Genomic DNA, 22,518 nt, shown 5'->3' with positions numbered 1-22,518 from the left:
CGGTACGGACCATCTCAGCTTGACGCGACCAAGTAACGCTGCGTAACCTCACAGTGAGTTACCAGCCACGCGGCCCAGCCGCGTACGTTCCAGCGTCCGGGGAGCCTTATGTCCAGCGAATACGCAAAACAGCTCGGGGCCAAGCTCCGTGCCATCCGCACCCAGCAGGGCCTCTCCCTCCATGGCGTGGAGGAGAAGTCCCAGGGCCGCTGGAAGGCCGTCGTGGTCGGTTCGTACGAGCGCGGCGACCGTGCCGTGACCGTGCAGCGCCTTGCCGAGCTGGCGGACTTCTACGGCGTCCCGGTCCAGGAGCTCCTGCCGGGCACGACGCCCGGCGGTGCCGCCGAGCCGCCGCCGAAGCTGGTCCTCCAGCTGGAGCGCCTGGCGCACGTGCCGCCGGAGAAGGCCGGTCCCCTCCAGCGTTACGCGGCGACGATCCAGAGCCAGCGCGGCGACTACAACGGCAAGGTGCTGTCGATCCGCCAGGACGACCTGCGCACGCTGGCCGTGATCTACGACCAGTCGCCTTCGGTGCTGACCGAGCAGCTGATCAGCTGGGGCGTGCTCGACGCGGACGCGCGCCGCGCCGTCGCCCACGACGAGGGCTGAGCAGCCCCCGGAGAAACGTGCCGCCGGGTTCGGCGGGGCCCCGAACGGGTGCCCCGCCGGGCCCGGCTTTTCTCGTTCGCCCCACGCCGTACGCCCCACACCCCAAGCCGTACGCCCGGGAGACGCGCGCGGGCATGCCGAAGGGCCCACGGCTTCAGCCATGGGCCCTTCGGCAGCGGAACGCCGCCGGGTCACTGCTCCCGGCGGAGATTCGGCTTGAGGTCCTTGAAACGGGCCAGCAGGCCGTTCACGAAGGACGGGGAGTCGTCGGTGGAGAACTCCTTGGCGATCTGTACCGCCTCGTCGATGACCACCGCGTCCGGGGTCGCGTCGACCCAGATCAGCTCGTAGGCACCGAGCCGCAGGATGTTCCGGTCGGCGACCGGCATGCGGTCGATCTCCCAGTCCACGGCGTAGGTGACGATGAGGTCGTCGATGCGGTCCGCGTACTGCGCGTACCCCTCCACGAGCTCCATCGTGTACTCGGTGACCGGCGGCTGGCGGGTGTCGGACCGCGAGTGCCGTACCCAGTCCGCGAGGACCGTCAGCACGGACTCGTCGCGCTGGTCGGCCTCGAAGAGGATCTGGAAGGCGCGCTTGCGCGCCGTGTTACGAGCAGCCACGACTACTTGTTCACCCGGCTGATGTAATCGCCGGAGCGGGTGTCGACCTTGATCGTCTCACCCGTGGTGATGAACAGCGGGACGCCGATCTCGTAACCGGTCTCCAGGGTGGCCGGCTTGGTGCCGCCGGTGGAGCGGTCGCCCTGGACGCCCGGGTCCGTGTGCTGGATCTTCAGCTCGACGGCGGCCGGCAGCTCGACGTACAGCACCTCGCCGTCGTGCTGGGCGACGGAGGCGGTGAAGCCCTCGATCAGGAAGTTGGCGGTGTCACCGACGGCCTTGCGGTCGACCATCAGCTGGTCGTAGGTGTCCATGTCCATGAAGACGAAGTAGTCGCCGTCCATGTACGAGAACTGCATGTCGCGCCGGTCGACCGTGGCCGTCTCGACCTTGATGCCTGCGTTGAAGGTCTTGTCCACGACCTTGCCGGAGAGCACGTTCTTGAGCTTGGTACGCACGAAGGCCGGGCCCTTGCCGGGCTTGACGTGCTGGAACTCGACTACGGACCAGAGCTGGCCCCCGTCGAGCTTGAGCACCATGCCGTTCTTGAGGTCGTTCGTGGAAGCCACGGTTGCGGAATCTCCTGGGCTGAAGCTGGTGGAACGACCGAGGGACGCCCGCTAGAGCGCGAGCAGCTCCTTGGTCGTAATGGTGAGTAGCTCGGGTCCGCCGTCCGCCTCGGGGCGCACGACGAGCGTGTCATCGATCCGGACCCCGCCCCGGCCCGGGAGGTGGACCCCCGGTTCGACGGTGACCGGCACACAAGCGTCCAGTTTACCCATGGCGGCGGGTGCCAGCTGCGGGTCCTCATCGATTTCGAGCCCCACCCCGTGGCCCGTGAAGGGCGCCAGGCCCTCGCCGTGGCCCGCGGAGTCCAGGAGATGGCGGGCGGCCCGGTCCACGTCGCGGTACTCGGCGCCGGGCAGCAGGGCCTCGCGGCCGGCCCGCTGAGCGGCGAAAACCAGCTCGTAGAGCTCGATCTGCCAGTCGGCGGGAGCCGTTCCGATGACGAAGGTACGGCCGACCTCGCAGCGGTAGCCGCGGTAGTTGGCGCCCAGGCAGACCGAGAGGAAATCTCCCTCCTCGACCCGCCGGTCCGAGGGCCGGTGGCGGCCCCGGCCGGAGTTGGGGCCGGTGGCGACGGAGGTCGCGAAGGCGGGGCCGTCGGCGCCGTGGTCCACCAGCCGGCGTTCTAGCTCCAGCGCCAGGTGCCGTTCGGTGCGGCCGACGAGGATCGATTCGAGGAGTTCGCCCAGGGCCTGGTCGGTGATCTCGGCCGCGATCCGCAGGCAGCCGATCTCCTCCTCGTCCTTGACGATGCGCAACTGCTCGACCGTCGCGCCCAGATCGGCCAGCCGCAGCTTCGGGGCGACCGAGGCCATGGCCCGGTGCCGGGCGACCGTCAGGTCGTGCTCCTCGACGGCCAGCGACTCCGCGCCGGCCGCCGCGGCCAGGTCGGCGGCGGCGACCACCGGGTCCCCGCCCGCCACCGGCAGCGGATCGACCCGCACGTACTCGTCGGTGCGCCCGTCGGCCGGGTCACCGGTGGGCGGACGGGGGCAGAGCAGGACGTCCTCGCCGGGGCCGAGCAGCAGCACGGCACCCGGGGGCGCTCCCCCGGCCAGGTAGCGGACGTTGGCGGGGCGGGAGACCAGAGCGGCCGCGGATCCGACTGCGGCGCACCGGTCGCGGAGCAGCCCGCGTCGGACGGCGTACACCTCTGACATGCGTCGAGCGTACGAGCGCGGCGCCGGGCCCGCCCGGCGGGCGCATCCGACCGGGGGGTCGGGCGGCCGTGGGCGGGGCGGGCGCCGCCGCCTCACCAGGAAGGCGGGCTGGCCAGGGACCGGGCGAGTATGTCGTCCAGGACCCGGGCGGTGGTCTCCACGTCGTACGTCGAGTTGTCGATGATCGGCAGCCCGGAGCCGTACCAGCCGGCCATCCGGCCGTGGATGCGGGCGACCTCCTCGTCGGAGAGGCGGCGGTTGCCGCTGCGCTCGGCGTTGCGCTCCAGGACGATCTCCAGGCCGGGCAGCAGCACGACGGGGAGGAGACCGGGGCCCACGTGCCGCTTCCAGCCGCCGAGGCCGACGACCGGCCGGTCGGGGAAGACGGCGTCGTCCAGGATGCAGGAGATCCCGTTGGCCAGGAAGTTGCGGGCGGCGAAGCCGCAGGTGCGGCGGGCCAGCCGGTACTGGGCCTCCGACTGGTCGTTCCACCCGGCCTGCGGGTCCGCGAAGCCGGAGCAGACCCACTCCCGGACGTCGTCCAGGCTGACGTGGGCGGTGGGCACCCGGCGGCGGGCCGCCCAGAGCCGGGCCACGGTGGTCTTGCCGGCGCCCGCCGGGCCGATCAGGAGCACCGCGAGCGTCGCGTTGCCCGTGCCGGGCTCGGCGGGCGGCGCCGGAAGCGGTACGGGTCTGCCGGGCGGCAGCTGGATGTGCCCGGTGGTCTCGCGGGAGACCGGCGCCGGGGCCTGCTGCGGCGCCGGCCCGTTCCAGCCGTGGCCCTGCGGCGCGGGCGGGCCCGCGGGCGGCGGCCCGGGGTGACCGGCGGGCGGGCCGGCCGGGGGCTGGTGCGGCGGGCCGGGGTGCTGGGCCTGGTGCGGCCAGCCGACGGGGCCGTTTCCGGGACCCTGGGGCGGAGGCAGCGGGGCCCCCACTGCGTGCTGCATCCGGTGCAACTCCGTCTCGTACAGGCAACTGGCGCTGGTGCAACGGCAACCGTACCTTCCCCGGCCGCCACACGGACAACGGCCGGGGAGGGGCAAGGCACCCCAGGTGCCCGGCGCCCCTGTTCAGTCGGTGAGTTCGTCCGCCAGGGCGCGCAGGGCGAGACGGTAGGAGCCGATGCCGAATCCGGCCACGGTCCCGCTGGCGACCGGGGCGATCACCGAGTTGTGGCGGAATTCCTCCCGTGCGTACGGGTTCGAGATGTGGACCTCGATCAGCGGGGCGGTGCGCTGGGCTGCCGCGTCCCGCATCCCGTACGAATAGTGCGTGAAGGCACCCGGGTTGATAACGACCGGAATCGATCCGTCGGCGGCCTCGTGGAGCCAGCGGATCAGCTCGCCCTCGTCGTTGGTCTCGCGCACGTCGGCGTCGAAACCGAGCTCCTTGCCGAGGGTGCGGCACGCCTCCACGAGCCCGGCGTACGACGTGGAGCCGTAGACGTCGGGCTCGCGGGAGCCGAGCCGGCCGAGGTTGGGGCCGTTGAGCACGAGGACCCGGCGGGTCATACCGCGACCTCCCCGTAGGCGGCGAGCAGGACGGCCGGGTCGGGGCCCTCCAGGACGGTGGGCTTGCCGAGGCCGTCCAGGACGATGAAGCGCAGCAGGTCGCCGCGCGACTTCTTGTCGACCTTCATGTTCTCCAGCAGCTTGGGCCACTGGTCGCCCCGGTAGGTGAGCGGCAGTCCGACGGATTCGAGGATCGCGCGGTGCCGGTCGGCGGTGGCGTCGTCCAGGCGGCCGGCGAGCCGGCCCAGTTCGGCGGCGAAGACCATGCCGACCGAGACGGCGGCGCCGTGGCGCCACTTGTAGCGCTCGTTCTTCTCGATCGCGTGGCCCAGGGTGTGGCCGTAGTTCAGGATCTCGCGGAGTCCGGACTCCTTGAGGTCGCTGGAGACGACGTCGGCCTTGACCCGGATCGAGCGCTCGATGAGCTCGGCGGTGTGCGGTCCGGTGGGCGTACGGGCGGCCTGCGGGTCCTGCTCGATCAGGTCCAGGATCACCGGGTCGGCGATGAAGCCGGCCTTGATGATCTCGGCCATGCCCGAGACGTAGTCGTGGACGGGCAGCGAGTCCAGGGCGGCCAGGTCGCAGAGGACCCCGGCCGGGGGGTGGAAGGCGCCGACGAGGTTCTTGCCCTCGGCGGTGTTGATGCCCGTCTTGCCGCCGACGGCCGCGTCGACCATGCCGAGCACGGTCGTCGGTACGGCGATCCAGCGCACCCCGCGCAGCCAGGACGCGGCGACGAAGCCGGCCACGTCGGTGGTGGCGCCGCCGCCGACGCCGACGATGACGTCGGTGCGGGTGAAGCCGGTCTGGCCGAGCGCCTTCCAGCAGTAGGCGGCGACCTCGACGGTCTTGGCCTCCTCGGCGTTGGGCAGCTGGATCGCGATGGCCTCGTAGCCCTGGCCGGCGAGGTCCTGGCGGACCGCCTCGCCGGTCTCGGCGAGCGCCTCGGGGTGGAGGACCGCGACGCGCTTGGCCCGCTCACCGATGAGCCCGGGCAGCTCGCCGAGGAGCTGTCGGCCGATCAGTACCTCGTACGCGTCGGTGCCCGCGCTGCCGGCGATGCGGACGCGGATGGGTGCCTGCTGGGTCATGGTGTGTTCTCCCGGCCGGACGGGGCCCCGTCCGGCAGCTCCAGTGCGTCGAGGACCGCCTGGGCGACCTCTTCGGGTGTGCGCTCGTCGGTGGCGACGACCGTGCGGGCGACCTCGGTGTAGAGGTGTCGGCGGGCCTCCATCAGCTCGCGCCACTGCCGGCGCGGGTTGACCGCGAGCAGCGGGCGGGCGGTGTTGAGCCCGACCCGCTTGACCGCCTCGTCCACGTCCATCGAGAGGTAGACGACCGGGAGGCCGGCGAGCAGAGCGCGGGTCGACTCGTCCAGGACGGCCCCGCCGCCGAGCGAGAGGACGCCGGTGTGCTCGGCGACGGCGGTGCGGACGGCCTCCCGTTCCAGCGCCCGGAAGTGGTCCTCGCCCTCGTCGTAGAAGATCTCCGCGATGGGCTTGCCCGCGGTCGCGACGACGTCCGCGTCGGTGTCCCGGTAGCCGGTGCCCAGCCGGCCGGCGAGCAGCTCGCCGACCGTGGACTTGCCGACGCCCATCGGGCCGACCAGGACGACCAGGGGTCCGGTCATCGGATCTGGAGGTGGTCGAGGTACGACGTCACGTTGCGGCGGGTCTCGGTGACGCTGTCGCCGCCGAACTTCTCCGCCACGGCGTCGGCCAGGACCAGGGCGACCATCGCCTCCGCGACGATGCCGGCGGCCGGGACGGCGCAGACATCGGAGCGCTGGTGGTGGGCCTTGGCGGGCTCACCGGTCACCACGTCGACGGTGGCCAGGGCGCGCGGCACGGTGGCGATCGGCTTCATCGCGGCGCGGACGCGCAGCAGCTCGCCGGTGGTGAGGCCGCCCTCGGTGCCGCCGGCCCGGCCGGAGGCGCGCTTGATGCCGTCCTCGGTCACCAGGATCTCGTCGTGCGCCTTGGACCCGGGCACCCGGGCGAGGTCGAAGCCGTCGCCGACCTCGACGCCCTTGATGGCCTGGATGCCCATGAGCGCCCCGGCGAGGCGGGCGTCGAGCCGGCGGTCCCAGTGCACGTGCGAGCCGAGCCCGACGGGCACGCCGTACGCCAGCACCTCGACGACACCGCCGAGGGTGTCGCCGTCCTTGTGGGCCTGGTCGATCTCGGCGACCATCGCCTTGCTCGCGTCGGCGTCGAGGCAGCGCACCGGGTCGGCGTCGAGCCGCTCCACGTCGGAGGGGACCGGGTAGACCCCGTACGGCGCCTTGGCGGCGGCCAGCTCCACGACATGGCTGACGATCTCGATGCCCGCGGTCTCCTTGAGGTAGGACCGGGCGACGGCACCGAGGGCGACCCGGGCCGCGGTCTCCCGGGCGCTGGCGCGCTCCAGGACCGGGCGGGCCTCGTCGAAGCCGTACTTCTGCATGCCGGCGAGGTCGGCGTGGCCGGGGCGGGGCCGGGTCAGCGGGGCGTTACGGGCCTGCTCGGCCAGCACCTTGGGGTCGACCGGGTCGGCCGACATGACCTGCTCCCACTTGGGCCACTCGGTGTTGCCGACCATCACGGCGACCGGGGAGCCCATGGTGAGACCGTGCCGGACACCGCCGAGGAAGGTGACCTCGTCCCGCTCGAACTTCATCCGCGCACCGCGGCCGTAACCGAGCCGTCGCCGGGCGAGCGCGTCCGCCACCATCTCCGTGGTGACCGGGACGCCGGCGGGAAGGCCCTCCAGCGTCGCCACCAGTGCGGGGCCGTGCGACTCCCCCGCGGTCAGCCAGCGCAACCTGCTCAACGGTGCTCCTCATGCTCGCGCCTGAAATCCAGCGGCGCGACCGGGTGCGCGGCCCTGGCCCGCCGCCCCCGATCCTCCCACGACCGGGGCCCCCGCCCCGCCGCCGGTCCAGCAGACGGACGGCTCGGCCGGGGCCGGGCGGGCGTCAGCGGGCGGCCAGCGCCTCTTCCCCGGCCTTGCGCATGGCGGCGAGCGGGGCGGGCGAGCGGCCCGTCATCTGCTCGACCTGGAGGACCGCCTGGTGCACGAGGAGGTCGAGACCTCCGACGACTGCGCCGCCGCGGTCCGCCCAGGCGGAGGCGAGCCGGGTCGGCCACGGCTCGTACAGCACGTCGAAGAGCGTGCCGGGGCGCTCCGGTACGGCCCCGGCCAGCGCGTCGGCCGCGCCGGCGGGGGTGGTGGCGATGACGAGCGGCGCGCTCAGTGCCCGGTCGGCCTCGGCCCAGTCGGCGATGCGGATGTCGACGCCGAGCCGTTCACCCCAGCCGCGCATCTCGTCGGCGCGGGCCGCGCTGCGGACGTACGCGGTGACGGGTCCGGCGCAGATGCCGGACAGGGCCGCCAGCGCTGAGGACGCGGTGGCGCCGGCGCCGAGGATCGCGGCGGACTCGACCTTCTCGACGCCGCGTTCACACAGGGCCGCCACCATGCCGGGGATGTCGGTGTTGTCGCCGGTGCGGCGGCCGTCCTCGCCGAGGACCACGGTGTTCACGGCCTCCACGGAGGCGGCGGTGTCGGTGATCCCGTCGAGCAGCGGGATGACGGCCCGCTTCAACGGCATGGTCAGCGAGAGCCCGGCCCAGCTCCCGTCCAGCCTCTCCATGAACCCGGGCAACGCCTGTTCGTCGACCTCGAACCGGCCGTACGACCAGTCGTCGAGGCCGAGTTCGGCGTACGCGGCCCGGTGCAGGACCGGGGAGAGCGAGTGGGCGATGGGCGAGCCGAGGACGGCGGCGCGGTGGTGGGTGCTCACTGTCCCGCCTGCTCCTTCTTGTACTTCTCGCGGTTCCGCTCGTGCTCCTCGTTGGTCACGGCGAAGACCGTCTTGTCCTCCGTGACCGACACGAAGTAGTTCCAGGGGCCGGGTGTGGGCTTGATCGCCGACTTCAGCGCCGCATCACCCGGGTTGTTGATGGGGCCGGGGGGCAGGCCGTGGATGTAATACGTGTTGTACGGGTGCTTGAAGTTCCGCAGATCCGACACCGCTCCGGTGTCGAGGGTGCTCTGCTTCCTCGCGTAATTGACGGTCGAGTCGAAGTCCAGGAGCCCCCAGGTCTGGGGGTTGTCGCGCTTCATCCGGTTGTAGACGACCCGTGAGACCTTGTCGAAGTCGTGCTTGTACTTGCCCTCGGCCTGGACGAGGCTGGCGACGGTGATCAGCTGCCAGGGGCTCTTGAGTTTCAGCTTCTTGGCGTTGGCCGCCAGATCCGCCTTCTCGTACTCCTCGTCGGCGCGGGAGACCATCGCCTTGAGGACGGTCTCCGGCTTCATGCCCTTGGTGACCGGGTACGCGGCCGGGTAGAGGAAGCCCTCCAGCGGGTCCAGGACACCCTTGTGGTTCTGTGCCCAGCCCGGCAGGCCGAGGCTGTCCGACTCCTTCTTGGCCACCTTGGCGGTCGTCCCCTTGGCGACGCCCAGCTTCGTGTCGATCGAGGCGTACACCAGCCGGTTCGGCGTGCCCTCCGGAATCACCAGAAGATTCTGGCTCTTCGGGTCCACCATCATCTTCACGGCCTCGGACGCCGACATCTCCGAGTGGAGGAGGTAGACCCCCGCCTGGATGCCCTTGCCCTTCGGGTTCTCGTTCTGCGCCGAGACGAAGGCGTCGACGCTCTTCACGACGCCGGCCTTCTTCAGGATGTTGCCGATGTCGTACCCGTACGCGCCCTTCGGGATCTCCACCTCGACCGAGCCCGAGCCGCTGCCCGAGTAGTCCGGGGCGGGGCCGAAGCGGTCCTGGTAGAACGAGTAGCCGAAGTAGCCCGCGCCGCCGACGCCGGCGACCAGGACGAGGGAGACGACCAGGCACGCGCAGCCGCTGCGGCCCTTCTTCTTCTTGCCCTTGCCCCGGCGCTCGCCGCCCCCGCCGCCGTCGCGGTCGTCGTCCTCGTCGTAGTCGTCGTCCCGGGGCTTCTTGCTGTCGTCCTTCTCGTCCACGCCCGTGAAGAAGGGGTGGGTCTCCTCCGGCGGTTCCTCCGGGTCCCAGTCCGGGGCCGCCTGGGGCGCCTCGGCGGCAGCGGCCTCGCGGCGGCCCGGGGGCTGCGGGGGCGGGTACGCCTCGGGGGTGCCGTAGTAGTCGTTCGTCTCGCCGTAGCCGTACGTGGCGGCGGGCTGGCCCTCGTACGGCGGCACCGCCTGCTGGCCCGTGTCCCAGCCGGAGTCGTAGCCGGGCTGCGGCTGCTGCGGCTGCGGCTGCTGCCCGTACGGGTCCTGCGGGTGCTGGTTCCCGTACGCCTGCTGCTGGTACTGCTGCTGGGCGTACGGGTCCTGCTGCTGATGCTGCTGTGCGTACGGGTCCTGTTGGCCGTACGGGTCCTGCTGCTGATGCTGCTGCGCGTACGGGTCCTGCGGCTGCTGCTGGTACGGGTCGTACTGGCCCTGCGGGTACTGCTGCTGGGCGCCGTACTGGTTCTGGCCCTCGTACTGGTTCGTGCCGTCGTACTGGTTCTGGCCGTCGTACTGGGCCTGGCCGTGGGCAGGCTGCTGGCCGCCCCACCCCTGGTCCCCGTACAAGGGGTCCTCGGGATGCCACGGTTCGGAGCCGGGGCCCCGGCCATACTCAGTCATCGATCCCCTTGAGCCGCGAGACGATGTTCCGTCTCTTTGCTGTGCGGTGTTTGTTCGAACACCGCCGCATCGCGCGGAACGTTACCGTATTGCGATCAGACCACTACTTCGACGGCCTCGCCCGGTGGATTGCCCGAAGCGCGCTCCGACTCCAGAGCGTTCTGCAGGATCACCACAGCGGCAGCCTGGTCGATGACGGATCGGCCCTTTTTGGACTTCACGCCCGAGGCGCGCAGCCCCTGGCTGGCCGTCACTGTGGTCATCCTCTCGTCCAGCAGGCGCACCGGAATGGGTGCGACCGCCCGGGCGAGCACATCGGTGAAGGCGCGGACCTTGGCGGCGGCCGGCCCCTCCCCGCCGCCCAGGGAGCGTGGCAGCCCGACGACGACCTCGATCGGTTCGTACTCCGCGACGATCTGTCCCAGCCGCCGGTGGGCGGCCGGGACATCGCGTCCCGGCACGGTCTCCACCGGCGTCGCGAGGATCCCGTCGGGGTCGCACGAGGCGACCCCGATCCGGGCGTCCCCGACATCGATCGCCAGCCGGCGACCGCGGCGCATCTCCGTCATGCCCGGCGTCACGCCGTCTCGGTGACGAGGCGTTCGACGGCGGCGACGGCGTCGCCGATCGCCTCCGGGTTCTGGCCGCCGCCCTGGGCGACGTCCGGCTTGCCGCCGCCCCCGCCGCCGAGGGTCTTGGCGGCGGTACGGACGAGGTCGCCGGCCTTGAGGCCGCGCTCGCGGGCCGCCTCGTTGGTCGCGATGACGGTCAGCGGGCGCCCGTTGGCCGTCGTGAACAGCGCGACGACGGCCGGGCGGCCGCCCTGGATGCGGCCACGCACGTCGAGGACGAGCTTGCGCAGGTCGTCGGCGGAAGTGCCGTCCGGCACCTGGCCGGTGACCAGGGCGATGCCGCGTACGTCGGTCGCGGAGTCCACGAGACCGGCGGCGGCCGCGAGGACCTTCTCCGCGCGGAACTTCTCGATCTCCTTCTCGGCGTCCTTCAGCTTGCCGAGCATGCCCGCGATCTTCTCGGGCAGCTCCTCGGGGCGGCCCTTGACCAGCTCCTGGAGCTGGGCGACGACCGTGTGCTCCCTGGCCAGGAAGTTGTACGCGTCGACGCCGACCAGGGCCTCGATGCGGCGCACGCCGGACCCGATGGACGACTCACCGAGCAGCTTGACCAGGCCGAGCTGGGCGGTGTTGTGGACGTGCGTACCGCCGCAGAGCTCCTTGGAGAAGTCCCCGATGGTGACGACGCGGACCCGCTCGCCGTACTTCTCGCCGAACTCCGCGATGGCGCCCTGCTTCTTCGCCTCGTCGATCGACATGACCTCGGCCTGCACGTCGAGCTCGCGGGCCAGGACCTCGTTGATCTTCTGCTCGACGTCGGTGAGGACCGTGCCGGGAACGGCGGCGGGCGAACCGAAGTCGAAGCGGAAGCGGCCCGGGGAGTTCTCCGAACCGGCCTGGGCGGCCGTCGGGCCGAGCGCGTCGCGCAGCGCCTGGTGCGTGAGGTGCGTGGCGCTGTGGGCGCGGGCGATGGCGCGGCGGCGGGTGGAGTCGATGGCCGCGTACGCGGACGCGCCGACCGTGACCTCGCCGACCTGGACGGAGCCCTTGTGCACGGAGACGCCCGGGACCGGCTGCTGGACGTCGCGGATCACGATGACGGCGCCGCTGTCGAGCCGGATGCGGCCCTGGTCGCCGAGCTGGCCGCCGCCCTCGGCGTAGAACGGGGTGCGGTCGAGGACGACCTCGACCTCGTCGCCCTCGGTGGCGGCGGGCGAGGGGACACCGTCCACGAGGAGGCCGACGATGGTCGACTCGCCCTCGGTCAGGGTGTAGCCGGTGAACTCGGTGACGCCGGAGTTGTCGGCGACCTCGCGGTAGGCGGAGAGGTCGGCGTGGCCGGTCTTCTTGGCCTTGGCGTCGGCCTTGGCCTTGGCCCGCTGCTCCTGCATGAGGCGGCGGAACCCGTCCTCGTCCACGGAGAGCCCCTGCTCGGCGGCCATCTCCAGGGTGAGGTCGATCGGGAAGCCCCAGGTGTCGTGGAGCAGGAACGCCTTGTCGCCGGCGAGGACCGTGCCGCCGGCGGACTTGGTCTCGGTGACGGCGGTCTCCAGGATGTTGGTGCCGCCCTTGAGGGCCTTGAGGAAGGCGGCCTCCTCCGCGAGCGCGACGGTCTCGACGCGCTTGCGGTCGGTGATCAGCTCCGGATACTGCCGGCCCATCGTGTCGACCACGACATCGACCAGTTCGCGGACGACGGAGCCGGTGGCGCCCATCAGGCGCATGTTGCGGATGGCGCGGCGCATGATGCGGCGCAGCACATAGCCGCGGCCCTCGTTGCCGGGGGTGACGCCGTCGCCGATGAGCATGACGGAGGTGCGGATGTGGTCGGCGACCACGCGCAGGGAGACGTCGGTGGCGTCGGTGGCGCCGTAACGCACGCCGGTCAGCTCGGTGGCGCGGTCCATGACGACGCGCAGGGTGTCGGTCTCGTACATGTTCTGCACGCCCTGCAGGATCATCGCGAGGCGTTCGAGGCCGAGACCGGTGTCGATGTTCTTGGAGGGCAGGTCGCCGAGGATCGGGAAGTCGTCCTTGCCGTCGCCGGCGCCGCGCTCGTACTGCATGAAGACCAGGTTCCAGATCTCCACGTACCGCTCGTCGTTGACGGCCGGGCCGCCCTCGACGCCGAACTCGGGGCCCCGGTCGTAGTTGATCTCGGAGCACGGGCCGCAGGGGCCGGGGACGCCCATGGACCAGAAGTTGTCCTTCTTGCCCAGGCGCTGGATGCGCTCGGCCGGGACGCCGATCTTGTCGCGCCAGATGGCCTCGGCCTCGTCGTCGTCCAGGTAGACGGTGATCCACAGGCGCTCGGGGTCGAGCCCGAAGCCGCCGTCCGCCACGGAGCTGGTCAGCAGCTCCCAGGCGTACTCGATGGCGCCTTCCTTGAAGTAGTCGCCGAACGAGAAGTTGCCGCACATCTGGAAGAAGGTGCCGTGCCGGGTGGTCTTGCCGACCTCTTCGATGTCCGGCGTACGCACGCACTTCTGCACGCTGGTGACGCGCGGCGCGGGCGGCTTGACCTCACCGAGGAAGTAGGGCTTGAACGGCACCATGCCGGCGGGGACCAGCAGCAGAGTCGGGTCGTCCGCGATGAGCGACGCCGAAGGGACAACGGTGTGACCGCGCTCCTCGTAGAAGCTCAGCCAGCGGCGACGAATTTCTGCCGACTCCATCAGTGGTCCTCATTCCGGTTGTACGAGTGGTAGGGGAGCTTGCGGTACGTGGCGGGGGCCGGGTCCGCGTCGGCCGCCTCGACGGCCGGGCGGCGCGCCGCGGGCAGTTCACGGGGGTCCGCCGCTTCGAGGCCCAGCGCCTCGCCGAGTTCGGCCTCGCGCCTGACCATGCCCTCGCGGACGTCCAGCGCGAAGTCCTTGAGCTTGTGACCGGCCACGATCGCCTTGTCGGCGGCCTGCGCCGCGAGGCTTTCGGGGGTCAGCTGCTTGATCTTCCGGTTGACCTTGGTGGTGGCCCATACCCCGGCGGCTGCGCCGGCGGTGAACCAGAACGTACGGCGGAACATCGCTGCGTCAGTCCTTAGATCCGCGGGAATTTCGGCCGCCGCGCTTCCTGCCGCGCGCGGACGGGAGGGTCCGGCCGACGATCACCGAGCGCCGGGACCGCGCCTCCGGTTCGGGGGCGGACCGGCGGCCGATGGCCTGCCGGACCCCGTAGCCGAACGCGGCGACCTTGACCAGCGGGCCGCCGAAGGTGGAGGCGACCGTGGTGGAGAGCGCGGAGGCGTTGGAGGTGACTTCCTGCACGTCCGTCGCGATGGCGTCGACCTTGTCGAGCTGGGTCTGCGCGGAGCGTACGGTCGCCGAGGCGTCCGCCAGCAGGGGGACGGCCTGTTCGGTCACGTCCGCCACGAGTTTGGTGGTCGCCCTGAGCGTCTGCGCGAGCCTCACCAGCACGACGGCGAGGAACGAAACCAGGATCGCCCAGAAGACGGCCACCAGGATCCCGGCCACCTCGCCACCGGACACAGTGCACCGCGCTCTCTGGCTTGTCGTCTGTCTCTGTCTTGTTCTCTTGCTCTGCGGCGAGGGCCGTCGTGGTGGCCCGTCACCTTCCCCCGAGCCTATCGCGCCGGGGCTCACGCCCCGCACCGCATGACCGGGCGGGCAACGGGGGATCTGGGCGACGAGATTGTACGGAGCGCTTTCAAGCCAGTACTCTGCGTGTCTCATGCGACGCCCTCAGCGCCCTTCTCCGCCCGCCGACGACTCCGGTATCCCGGCCGCCGCCGACGACACCGCCGCGCATCCGCACCCGGGCAATCTGCCCGCCGAGCTGAACGACTTCGTGGGCCGGGACAGCGAGCTGGCCGCTCTCGCCCGTTCCCTCGACGAGTCCCGGCTCGTCACCGTGACCGGGGTGGGCGGGGTCGGCAAGACCCGTCTGGTCACCAGAGCCGCGGCGCTGTTGGAGAAACGGTACTGCGACGGGGTGTGGCTGGTGGAGCTGTCCGCCGTCCACGACGCCGGGCTGCTGGAACACGCCGTGGCCGAGGCGCTGGGCCTCACCGACCACACCGCCCGGCCGCCCCGCGCGGCGATCCTGGAACACTGCGCCGACCGCGGCCTCCTGCTGGTGATCGACGGCTTCGAACACCTGGTGGACGACTGCGCCGCGCTGGTACGGGAGCTGCTGCGCCGCGCCCCGCGGCTGCGGGTCCTCGCGGCGGGCCGGCTGCCGCTGGAGCTGGCGGGCGAGGCCGTCCACCCGCTCGCGACCATGACCGACGAGGACGCGCTCCGGCTGTTCGCCGAGCGGGCCGCCGGGGTGCGCCCCGGCTTCCGGCTGACCGAGCGCGGCCGCGCCCATGCCCGGGAGCTGTGCCGCCGGCTCGACGGGATCCCGCTGGCCCTGGAACTTGCGGCGGGGCGGCTGCGGGCCCTGTCGACCGAGCAGGTGCTGCAACGGCTGGACGACCGCTTCCGGCTGCTGACCGGGGGCAGCCGGGGCGCGCTGGAGCGGCACCAGACGCTGCGGACGGCCATCGGCTGGAGCCATGAGCTGTGCGCGCCGCCGCAGCGGCTGCTGTGGGCCCGGCTCTCGGTCTTCGCCGGGCAGTTCGACCTGGAGGCCGTCGAGTACGTCTGCAGCGGACCCGACCTCCCCGCCGACTCGGTGCTCGACGTGCTGTCCGCGCTGCTGGCCCAGTCCGTGGTGCTGCGCGAGGACTCCCCCGCCGGCACCCGCTACCGGATGCTGGACACCGTGCGCGAGTACGGCGCCGAGTGGCTGGCCGCCACCGGGGACACCGACCGGCTGCGCCGGCGGCACCGCGACTGGTTCCTGGGGCTCGCGACCTGGTGCGAGCTGGACTGGTTCAGCCCCCGGCAGGCGGAGGTGGCGGCCCGGGCCGAGAGCGAACTGCCGAACCTGCGCCGGGCCATGGAGTGCTCGCTGGAGAGCCCGCAGGAAGTGCATCTGGCGCAGTACCTGGCGGGAACGCTGTGGTTCCTGTGGGTCGGCTGCGGGCGCCTCTCGGAGGGCCGGCACTGGCTGGAGCACGTACTGGAGGAGGAGACCCCGTACGACTCCTCGCGGCTGAAGGCCCTGTGGGTGCTGGGATACGTGGCCGTCCTCCAGGGGGACCCGGTGGGGGCGATCTCCGCGCTGACGGAGTGCCGGGAGGAGGCCGAGGCGGAGGGTGACGCCACCGCCGCCGCGTACGCCGTGCACCGCACCGGATGCCTGGCCCTGGTCACCGACGACATGGAGCGCGCCCGGGGGCTCCTGGACGACGCGCTCGCCCGCTACCGGGAGCTGGGCGAGCTGAACAGCAACGTCCTGATGGCCCAGGTCGAACTGGCCATGGCCACCGGCTTCCTGGGGGACGCGGAGCGGGCCGTCGCGATCTGCGAGGAGGTCCGGGACATCTGCGAGGACCACGGCGAGCGGTGGGCACTGAGCTACGCGCTGTACGTCCTGGCCTACGCCGCCCTGGACCGGGGGGACCCGGAGCGGGCCCGGGGGCTGCTCCTCGAATCGCTGGCCATCAGCCACGGATTCCACGACCTGCTCGGCACGGTCCTGGTCCTCGAACTGCTGGCCCTGGTCACGGTCACCGAGGGGGACGCGGCCGAGGCGGCGCTGCTCCAGGGGGCCGCCGACCGGATCTGGCCCTCCGTGGGGCTGCCGCTGTTCGGCTCGGCGTACTACGGGGCGCCGAGGGCCCGCTGCGAGGAGCTGGCGCTGCGGGAGCTGGGCGGGGCGCGGTACGCGGCGGCGCTCGGCGCGGGCGGTGAGCTGGCGCCGGACGCGGCGGTCGCCCGGGCGCTGCTGGCGCGGGAGAACGCGAAAGCCCGCCTCCTCCCCGGGGACCGGGAAGGGGCGGGCCTGAGCGCCGGTGAAGAGCGGCTACGCCTGGATCAGCGGGCGTAGTACTCGACGACGAGCTGCTCGTCGCAGATCACGGGGATTTCCTTGCGGTTCGGGTCCCGGTCAAGGCGGAAGGCCAGGGCCTTCAGGTTCACCTGCAGGTAGCGCGGGGTCTCACCGTCGGTGTCGTAACCACCCTCGCGGGCCACCTGGAAGGGGTACTTCTCGCGGCTGCGCTCGCGGACCATGACGATGTCGTCCGGACGGACGCGGAACGACGGCTTGTCGACCTTGCCACCGTTGACCTCGATGTGGCCGTGGACGACCATCTGGCGGGCCTGGTAGATCGTCTTGGCGATACCCGAGCGCAGGACCAGGGCGTCGAGGCGACGCTCGAGCTCGACGACGAGCGCCTCGCCCGTCTTGCCCTCGGCCTTCTTGGCGCGGTCGTAGGCACGCGCCATCTGGCGCTCGCTGATGTCGTACTGCGCGCGCAGACGCTGCTTCTCGAGCAGACGGACCTTGTAGTCCGAGTTCTGCTTGCGGCCGCGGCCGTGCTCACCCGGCGGGTAGGGGCGGGCCTCGAAGTACTTGACCGCCTTCGGCGTCAGCGCGATGCCGAGCGCGCGGCTCTTCTTGACCTTGGGACGCGACTGATTAGGCACGTTCTCCAGACCTCCGTTGTAGGTTAGGTTAGGCTCACCTTACTCAAGGAGATCGCATGTCTCGCCCTGGGAACACCACACACGTCACGGACAGCACAGACAGCATCGACGCGCCTGAAGGCGTCGAGATGACGGAGGACCGATCAGATCGTGGTCAGCCGCGTCCCAGCGGGCTTGAAGTCACACGGATGCCGTCAGCAGCCGAGCGCACACGAACTCTCGTACAGAGTACCTGCTCCGCGGTACTGCTCGTTCCCGGGCTCGAAACCGCGGGCTCGGACCAGCTCATGCCGCTGTCCCGGGGCGTGGGCCCGGACGGCGACCTGTTCCTGGAATTCCCCGCGGACTCCCCGTCCGTACGGGCCGCGACGCACGCCCAGGACGACGAGCTGCCGGCCGTGCTGGAGATCACGGACGTCGCCCCGGTCTCGGTACCCCACCGGATCCGGGGCCGGGCCCGGGTCAGCGGCTGGCTGACCGCCGTGCCCGGGATGGCGGGCCCCGGCCGGATGATGCTCCGCCTGGAGACGGACGAAGCGCACATCGACGACCTCTGGGGCGTGGAGGGCGTAGAGGCCGAGAGCTTCCGCGATGCCGCCCCCGACCCGCTCGCCCTCCACGAGGCCGAACTGCTCCAGCACCTCTACTCGTCGCACACGGAGGAGCTGGCGTCGCTGTGCGAGCTGCTCGGCGAGCGGGCCGTGTGCTCCTGCCCCGAGCACCGGCCGGCCGTGGTGCCGCTGGTGCTCGACCGGTTCGGGCTGCGGGTGCGCTTCTGCGAGCAGGAGGGCGGCTGCTTCGACGCCCGCTTCGAGTTCCCCGAGCCGGTGCGGGACGTGGTGGAGCTCAGCCACGCCATGCACACGCTCTTCGCGGCCGCGGGTCACTGAGGAGCGCGCCCCGGACGCCCGCCGGGCACGGACTCAGGCCGCGCCCGTCCCGTCCTCGCCGTCCGTCCGGCCCAGCCGCTCCCTGACCCGGTCCACCACGTCCGCGTACCGCGCCTCGGCGCCGTAGCGGGTGGGGCGGTAGTACTGCTTGTCGCTCACCGCGTCCGGCGCGTACTGCTGGGCGGCGATGCCGCCGGGCACGTCGTGCGGGTAGACGTAGCCCTGGGCGTGGCCCAGCTTGGCCGCGCCCTTGTAGTGGCCGTCGCGCAGATGGGCCGGAACCGGGCCGGCCAGCCCCTTGCGGATGTCCTCGCGGGCGGCGGAGATCGCCAGCGTCGCCGCGTTGGACTTGGGGGCGAGGGCCAGGGCGATGGTGGCGTGGCTGAGGGTGAGCGCCGCCTCGGGAAAGCCGATCAGGGCCACCGCCTGGGCGGCCGCGACCGCGGTGGGCAGCGCCGTGGGGTCGGCGAGGCCGATGTCCTCACTGGCCGAGATCATCAGCCGCCGGGCGATGAAGCGCGGGTCCTCCCCCGCCTCGATCATGCGGGCCAGGTAGTGCAGGGCCGCGTCGACGTCGGAGCCCCGGATCGACTTGATCAGGGCGCTGGCCACGTCGTAGTGCTGGTCGCCGTCCCGGTCGTACTTCACGGCCGCCCGGTCGACGGTCTCCTCCAGGGTGAGGAGTGTGATCTCCTCCTCCTGCTTGGACAGCGCGGCCCCGGCGGCGGCCTCCAGGGCGGTCAGCGCGCGGCGGGCGTCGCCCCCGGCGATGCGCAGCAGATGCTCCTCGGCGTCCTCCGGGAGGCTCACCGCTCCGCCGAGCCCGCGCTCGTCGGTGAGGGCGCGGCGCAGCAGGCCCCGCAGGTCGTCGTCGGTCAGGGGCTCCAGCGTGAGCAGCAGCGAGCGCGAGTGAAGCGGGGAGATGATCGTGAAGTGCGGGTTCTCCGTGGTCGCGGCGATCAGGGTGACCCAGCGGTTCTCGACGGCGGGGAGCAGGGAGTCCTGCTGGGCCTTGGAGAAGCGGTGGATCTCGTCCAGGAAGAGGACGGTCTCCTTGCCGTAGCCCCCGGTGGCGCGGCGGGCGCCCTCGATCACGGCGCGGACTTCCTTGACGCCCGCGGTGATCGCGGAGAGCTCCACGAATCGCTTGTTCGTCGCCTTGCTGACCACGTACGCGAGGGTGGTCTTGCCGGTCCCGGGCGGGCCCCAGAGGATGACCGAGGAGGGGCCGGCCGGTCCGCCGCCGCTCTCCCCGACCAGGCGGCGCAGGGGCGAGCCGGGCTTGAGCAGATGCTGCTGGCCGACGACCTCGTCCAGCGTACGGGGACGCATCCGGACGGCCAGCGGACTGCTGGACGGATCCTTCTCCTGCCGGTCTTCGGCAGCGGCGGTAAAGAGGTCGGGCTCCACGTCTCGAAGCCTATGTCACCGCACTGACAACGCGGCCGGGCCGGTGGTCCGGCCCGGCGCTACGGCGGCGGTCAGCTGGTCCAGAAGTCCCACCAGCGGGTCAGGATCAGCATGCCGATGATGCCGATCCAGAGCACCGGGGGCACCCAGTGGAACTCGGTGAGGCCGTTGCGCAGCCAGGAGGGCGCGGGGATGATCCGGTGCCGGATGTTGTGCGTGGTGACGTAGCAGAACATGAGGATGGTGGCGACCCAGGCCAGGCAGCACCACAGGCACAGCGAGTTGATGTTGTACAGCGACTGGTACTGGAGCCAGGTGCAGAAGCCGACGCCGAACAGCGTGCCCGCGTTCATGCCGAGCCAGTACCACGGGCGGAAGCGGGCTCCGGCGAGGATGGCCAGGCCGATGGCGATGATCACCGGGTAGGTGACCATGCCGAGCCAGGGGTTGGGGAAGCCGAAGGCGGACGCCTGCTCGCTCTTCATGATGTTGCCGCAGGCGACCACGGGGTTGAGGCTGCACCCGGGGACGAAGGAGGGGTCCTCCATCATCTTGAGCTTGTCGAGCGTGATGACCCATGCGGCGAGTGTTCCGGCGGCGCCCGTGATCATGAGCAGGATGGCCAGCGCGCGGCTGCCGCCGATGGTCCGCTTCCCGCCCCTCTCGTCCTGGTCGGAGGAGGGATGGTCAACCGCTGCAGTCGTCATATCGCCGTTTCCGTCACTGAGTAGCCTGCTGGGGCAGGGTCATTGTGCCGCACGGCCCGGCCGCTCTTCCGTTCGATGCACATAAAGACGTACGCACCCGAGCGGGCTCGTCCCGGAGCGGATCCCGGGCCCCGCAGCCACGACGAGGGCCAGCAGGCCCCTCGCGCCCCCTCCCCCGCCGTCACATCCCGCACGGACGGAATCACCGTGCGGGATGAATCCGCGCGCACCGCGTTGACGCCGGGGGCGGGAGCACCGCCCCCGGCGTCAACGTCTCAGGCGAGGCGCGCGCGGACCGTCTCGACCACGTCGGAGACGGGGACCGGCGTCTGCTCGCCGGACTCCATGTCCTTGAGCTGGACGTGGCCCTCGGCCAGGTCGCGCTCGCCGGCCACGATCGTGAACCGGGCGCCCGAGCGGTTGGCGCTCTTCATCGCGCCCTTCAGCCCCCGGCCGCCGAACGCGAAGTCCGCGGCCACTCCCTCCCGGCGCAGCCGCGTGACGACGCCGAACAGGACCCGGCGGGCCTCTTCGCCGAGCGGGACCGCGAAGACGCTGGTGGCGGAGGGCAGGTCCAGCTCGATGCCCTCGGCCTCCAGGGCGAGGACCGTGCGGTCCACGCCGAGCGCCCAGCCGACCGACGGGAGCGCCGGGCCGCCGATCATCTCGGAGAGCCCGTCGTAGCGGCCGCCGCCCCCCACCGCCGACTGCGAGCCGAGCCCGTCGTGGACGAACTCGAAGGTGGTGCGCGTGTAGTAGTCCAGGCCGCGGACCAGCTTCTCGTCGTCCTCGTAGATCACACCGGCCTCGTTGAGCAGGTCGCGGACCTGCTCGTGGTACGCCTTGCACGCGTCGCAGAGGAAGTCGCGCAGCACCGGGGCGCCGGTGAGCTGCTTCTGGACCTCGGGGCGCTTGTCGTCCAGGACGCGCAGCGGGTTGATCTCGATGCGCCGGCGGGTCTCCTCGTCCAGGTCCAGCTCGCGCAGGAAGTCCTGGAGCGCGTCCCGGTAGACGGGGCGGCACTCCTTGTCGCCCAGCGAGTTCAGCAGGATCCGGAACTCGCGCAGGCCCAGCGCGCGGTACGCCTGGTCGGCGAGGATGATCAGCTCGGCGTCGAGCGCCGGGTCCTCGGCGCCGATGGCCTCCGCCCCGACCTGCGAGAAGTGGCGGTAGCGGCCCTTCTGCGGGCGCTCGTAGCGGTAGTACGAGCCGGAGTACCAGAGCTTGACCGGCAGGTTGCCCAGCTTGTGGAGGTTGGCCTCCAGGGCCGCGCGGAGCACCGATGCGGTGCCCTCGGGGCGCAGGGCGAGCTGGGAGCCGCCCTTGGTGGTGAGGGTGTACATCTCCTTGGTCACGATGTCGGTGGACTCGCCGACACCGCGTGAGAAGAGGGCCACGTCCTCGAAGCCGGGGGTCTCGATGTAGCCGTAGCCGGAGTTCTTCAGCGGGGCGGCGATCGCCTCGCGCACCGCCAGGTACTTCGCGGAGTCCGGCGGGGTCAGGTCGTACGTGCCCTTGGGGGCCTTGAAGGTGCTCACGATCGCTCTCGTCACATTCCTCGTCGGGGCGCGTCCACACCGGTCATCCCGGGCAGAAACGGGTTGGTGGCGCGCTCGCGGCCGATGGTCGTCTGGGGGCCGTGGCCGGACAGCACCACGGTCGAGTCATCGAGCGGCAGGCACACACGGGCCAGCGACTCAAGGAGCTCGGCGTGGTCGCCGCCGGGCAGGTCGGTGCGTCCGACGGAGCCGGCGAAGAGCAGGTCGCCCGAGAAGAGGACCGGGGGGACCTCCGGGGTCTCGGGCATCCTGAACGTCACCGACCCCTTGGTATGGCCGGGCGCGTGCGAGACGCCGAACTCCATGCCGGCGAGGCTCAGCCGGGCGCCGTCGGTCAGCTCCTGGACGTCGTCCGGCTCCCCCACCGTCAGCTCGCCCATGAGCGGCATCCCGATGGAGCGGCCGAGCGCCTTCTCCGGGTCGCTCATCATGTAGCGGTCCTCGGGGTGGATCCAGGCCGGGACGTCGTGCGCGCCGCACACCGGGACGACCGAGGCGACGTGGTCGATGTGGCCGTGAGTGAGGACGACGGCGACGGGCTTGAGCCGATGCTTCCTCAGCGTTTCCTCGACTCCGGCGGCGGCCTGGTGGCCCGGGTCGATGATCACGCACTCCTCACCCGCGGCGGGGGCGACCAGGTAACAGTTGGTCCCCCAGGCCCCGGCGGGGAACCCGGCAATCAGCACGATCGTCCTTAATTGGTCGTCCTACGCGGAAGAGCGACCGCGAGGTCACAGCAGTTCAGAGCCTACCGGCGCTCCTCATTCCACAGCTAACCCATATACGGTACGGGGCGACCCAGGCCCGAACACACGACG

22 protein-coding genes are annotated in these 22,518 nt (G+C 71.6%); 3 read left to right on the top strand and 19 right to left on the bottom strand.

Translation table 11 applies throughout. The annotated features are described in order from the left end of the window. Positions 1-108: 108 nt before the first annotated feature. Entirely contained in the window at positions 109-609 is a 501-nt protein-coding gene (bldD, locus tag OG867_RS27660; RefSeq protein ID WP_018103903.1) for a transcriptional regulator BldD, read from the top strand. A gap of 191 nt (positions 610-800) precedes the next feature. On the opposite strand, the gene nusB is transcribed toward bldD, so the two are convergent. The 14 genes from nusB to OG867_RS27590 form a co-directional block, all read right to left on the bottom strand. After that, complete coding sequence (gene nusB, locus OG867_RS27655; RefSeq protein WP_328899232.1) at positions 801-1,232, bottom strand: transcription antitermination factor NusB; 432 nt, start codon at positions 1,230-1,232, stop codon at positions 801-803. 2 nt (positions 1,233-1,234) lie between these two features. After that, a complete protein-coding gene (efp, locus tag OG867_RS27650) occupies positions 1,235-1,801 on the bottom strand; it encodes an elongation factor P (RefSeq protein ID WP_328899233.1) in 567 nt (188 codons plus the stop codon). Positions 1,802-1,852: 51 nt separating this feature from the next. After that, a complete protein-coding gene (locus tag OG867_RS27645; RefSeq protein WP_328899234.1) occupies positions 1,853-2,959 on the bottom strand; it encodes a M24 family metallopeptidase in 1,107 nt (368 codons plus the stop codon). A gap of 92 nt (positions 2,960-3,051) precedes the next feature. After that, positions 3,052-3,906: a Pro-rich N-terminal domain-containing protein gene (locus tag OG867_RS27640; RefSeq protein WP_328899235.1), complete on the bottom strand. Its 855-nt coding sequence runs from the start codon at positions 3,904-3,906 to the stop codon at positions 3,052-3,054. A 123-nt stretch (positions 3,907-4,029) separates the two neighbouring features. Beyond that, positions 4,030-4,470 (bottom strand): type II 3-dehydroquinate dehydratase, encoded by a 441-nt coding sequence (aroQ, locus tag OG867_RS27635; protein WP_406289365.1) that lies wholly within the window; start codon positions 4,468-4,470, stop codon positions 4,030-4,032. Then, positions 4,467-5,561 (bottom strand): 3-dehydroquinate synthase, encoded by a 1,095-nt coding sequence (gene aroB, locus OG867_RS27630; protein ID WP_406289363.1) that lies wholly within the window; start codon positions 5,559-5,561, stop codon positions 4,467-4,469. Before aroB ends, aroQ begins: the two co-directional genes overlap by 4 nt. Continuing rightward, a complete protein-coding gene (locus OG867_RS27625) occupies positions 5,558-6,100 on the bottom strand; it encodes a shikimate kinase (RefSeq protein WP_406289361.1) in 543 nt (180 codons plus the stop codon). Before OG867_RS27625 ends, aroB begins: the two co-directional genes overlap by 4 nt. Then, a complete protein-coding gene (aroC, locus tag OG867_RS27620; RefSeq protein ID WP_406289358.1) occupies positions 6,097-7,281 on the bottom strand; it encodes a chorismate synthase in 1,185 nt (394 codons plus the stop codon). The genes OG867_RS27625 and aroC overlap by 4 nt, the downstream gene beginning before the upstream one ends. A 145-nt stretch (positions 7,282-7,426) precedes the next feature. Then, positions 7,427-8,254 (bottom strand): shikimate dehydrogenase, encoded by an 828-nt coding sequence (locus OG867_RS27615; protein WP_406289356.1) that lies wholly within the window; start codon positions 8,252-8,254, stop codon positions 7,427-7,429. After that, entirely contained in the window at positions 8,251-10,068 is a 1,818-nt protein-coding gene (gene mltG, locus OG867_RS27610) for an endolytic transglycosylase MltG (RefSeq protein WP_406289354.1), read from the bottom strand. The genes OG867_RS27615 and mltG overlap by 4 nt, the downstream gene beginning before the upstream one ends. Before the next feature lie 95 nt (positions 10,069-10,163). Then, positions 10,164-10,637, bottom strand: a complete 474-nt coding sequence (gene ruvX, locus OG867_RS27605; protein ID WP_328899242.1) for a Holliday junction resolvase RuvX — start codon at positions 10,635-10,637, stop codon at positions 10,164-10,166. A gap of 8 nt (positions 10,638-10,645) precedes the next feature. Beyond that, positions 10,646-13,315 (bottom strand): alanine--tRNA ligase, encoded by a 2,670-nt coding sequence (gene alaS / locus OG867_RS27600; protein WP_406289351.1) that lies wholly within the window; start codon positions 13,313-13,315, stop codon positions 10,646-10,648. Continuing rightward, on the bottom strand, positions 13,315-13,662 hold the full coding sequence (locus OG867_RS27595; RefSeq protein ID WP_328899244.1) for a DUF6167 family protein: 348 nt from the start codon (positions 13,660-13,662) through the stop codon (positions 13,315-13,317). Before OG867_RS27595 ends, alaS begins: the two co-directional genes overlap by 1 nt. Before the next feature lie 7 nt (positions 13,663-13,669). Then, entirely contained in the window at positions 13,670-14,110 is a 441-nt protein-coding gene (locus tag OG867_RS27590) for a DUF948 domain-containing protein (protein WP_406289347.1), read from the bottom strand. Between the two features lie 217 nt (positions 14,111-14,327). On the opposite strand from OG867_RS27590, the gene OG867_RS27585 reads away from it, so the two are divergent. Continuing rightward, positions 14,328-16,532 carry an ATP-binding protein gene (locus OG867_RS27585; protein WP_406289345.1) on the top strand — a complete coding sequence of 735 codons (2,205 nt, stop codon included), beginning with the start codon at positions 14,328-14,330 and terminating at the stop codon, positions 16,530-16,532. On the opposite strand, the gene rpsD is transcribed toward OG867_RS27585, so the two are convergent. Continuing rightward, positions 16,520-17,134, bottom strand: coding sequence for a 30S ribosomal protein S4 (gene rpsD, locus OG867_RS27580; RefSeq protein WP_136327444.1), 615 nt, complete (start codon positions 17,132-17,134; stop codon positions 16,520-16,522). The genes OG867_RS27585 and rpsD overlap by 13 nt on opposite strands. A gap of 188 nt (positions 17,135-17,322) precedes the next feature. Here rpsD and OG867_RS27575 point away from each other — a divergent pair, with 188 nt between their 5' ends. Continuing rightward, complete coding sequence (locus OG867_RS27575) at positions 17,323-18,024, top strand: DUF2470 domain-containing protein (protein ID WP_406289341.1); 702 nt, start codon at positions 17,323-17,325, stop codon at positions 18,022-18,024. Between the two features lie 33 nt (positions 18,025-18,057). Here OG867_RS27575 and OG867_RS27570 read toward each other — a convergent pair whose 3' ends face one another. The 4 genes from OG867_RS27570 to OG867_RS27555 form a co-directional block, all read right to left on the bottom strand. Then, the gene (locus tag OG867_RS27570) at positions 18,058-19,434 is read right to left on the bottom strand and encodes a replication-associated recombination protein A (RefSeq protein ID WP_406289339.1); all 1,377 of its coding nucleotides are present in this window, start codon (positions 19,432-19,434) and stop codon (positions 18,058-18,060) included. A 71-nt stretch (positions 19,435-19,505) separates the two neighbouring features. After that, positions 19,506-20,141: a vitamin K epoxide reductase family protein gene (locus OG867_RS27565; protein WP_073864340.1), complete on the bottom strand. Its 636-nt coding sequence runs from the start codon at positions 20,139-20,141 to the stop codon at positions 19,506-19,508. Positions 20,142-20,416: 275 nt separating this feature from the next. Beyond that, entirely contained in the window at positions 20,417-21,679 is a 1,263-nt protein-coding gene (gene hisS / locus OG867_RS27560) for a histidine--tRNA ligase (protein ID WP_328899249.1), read from the bottom strand. Between the two features lie 11 nt (positions 21,680-21,690). After that, positions 21,691-22,386 (bottom strand): MBL fold metallo-hydrolase, encoded by a 696-nt coding sequence (locus OG867_RS27555; protein WP_406289336.1) that lies wholly within the window; start codon positions 22,384-22,386, stop codon positions 21,691-21,693. Positions 22,387-22,518: the final 132 nt, after the last annotated feature.

It is taken from the genome of Streptomyces sp. NBC_00209 (assembly GCF_045206345.1).
GTDB lineage: Bacteria > Actinomycetota > Actinomycetes > Streptomycetales > Streptomycetaceae > Streptomyces.
Note: the sequence above shows the minus strand (reverse complement) of the source record. Positions and strands in the feature narration are given on the sequence as shown.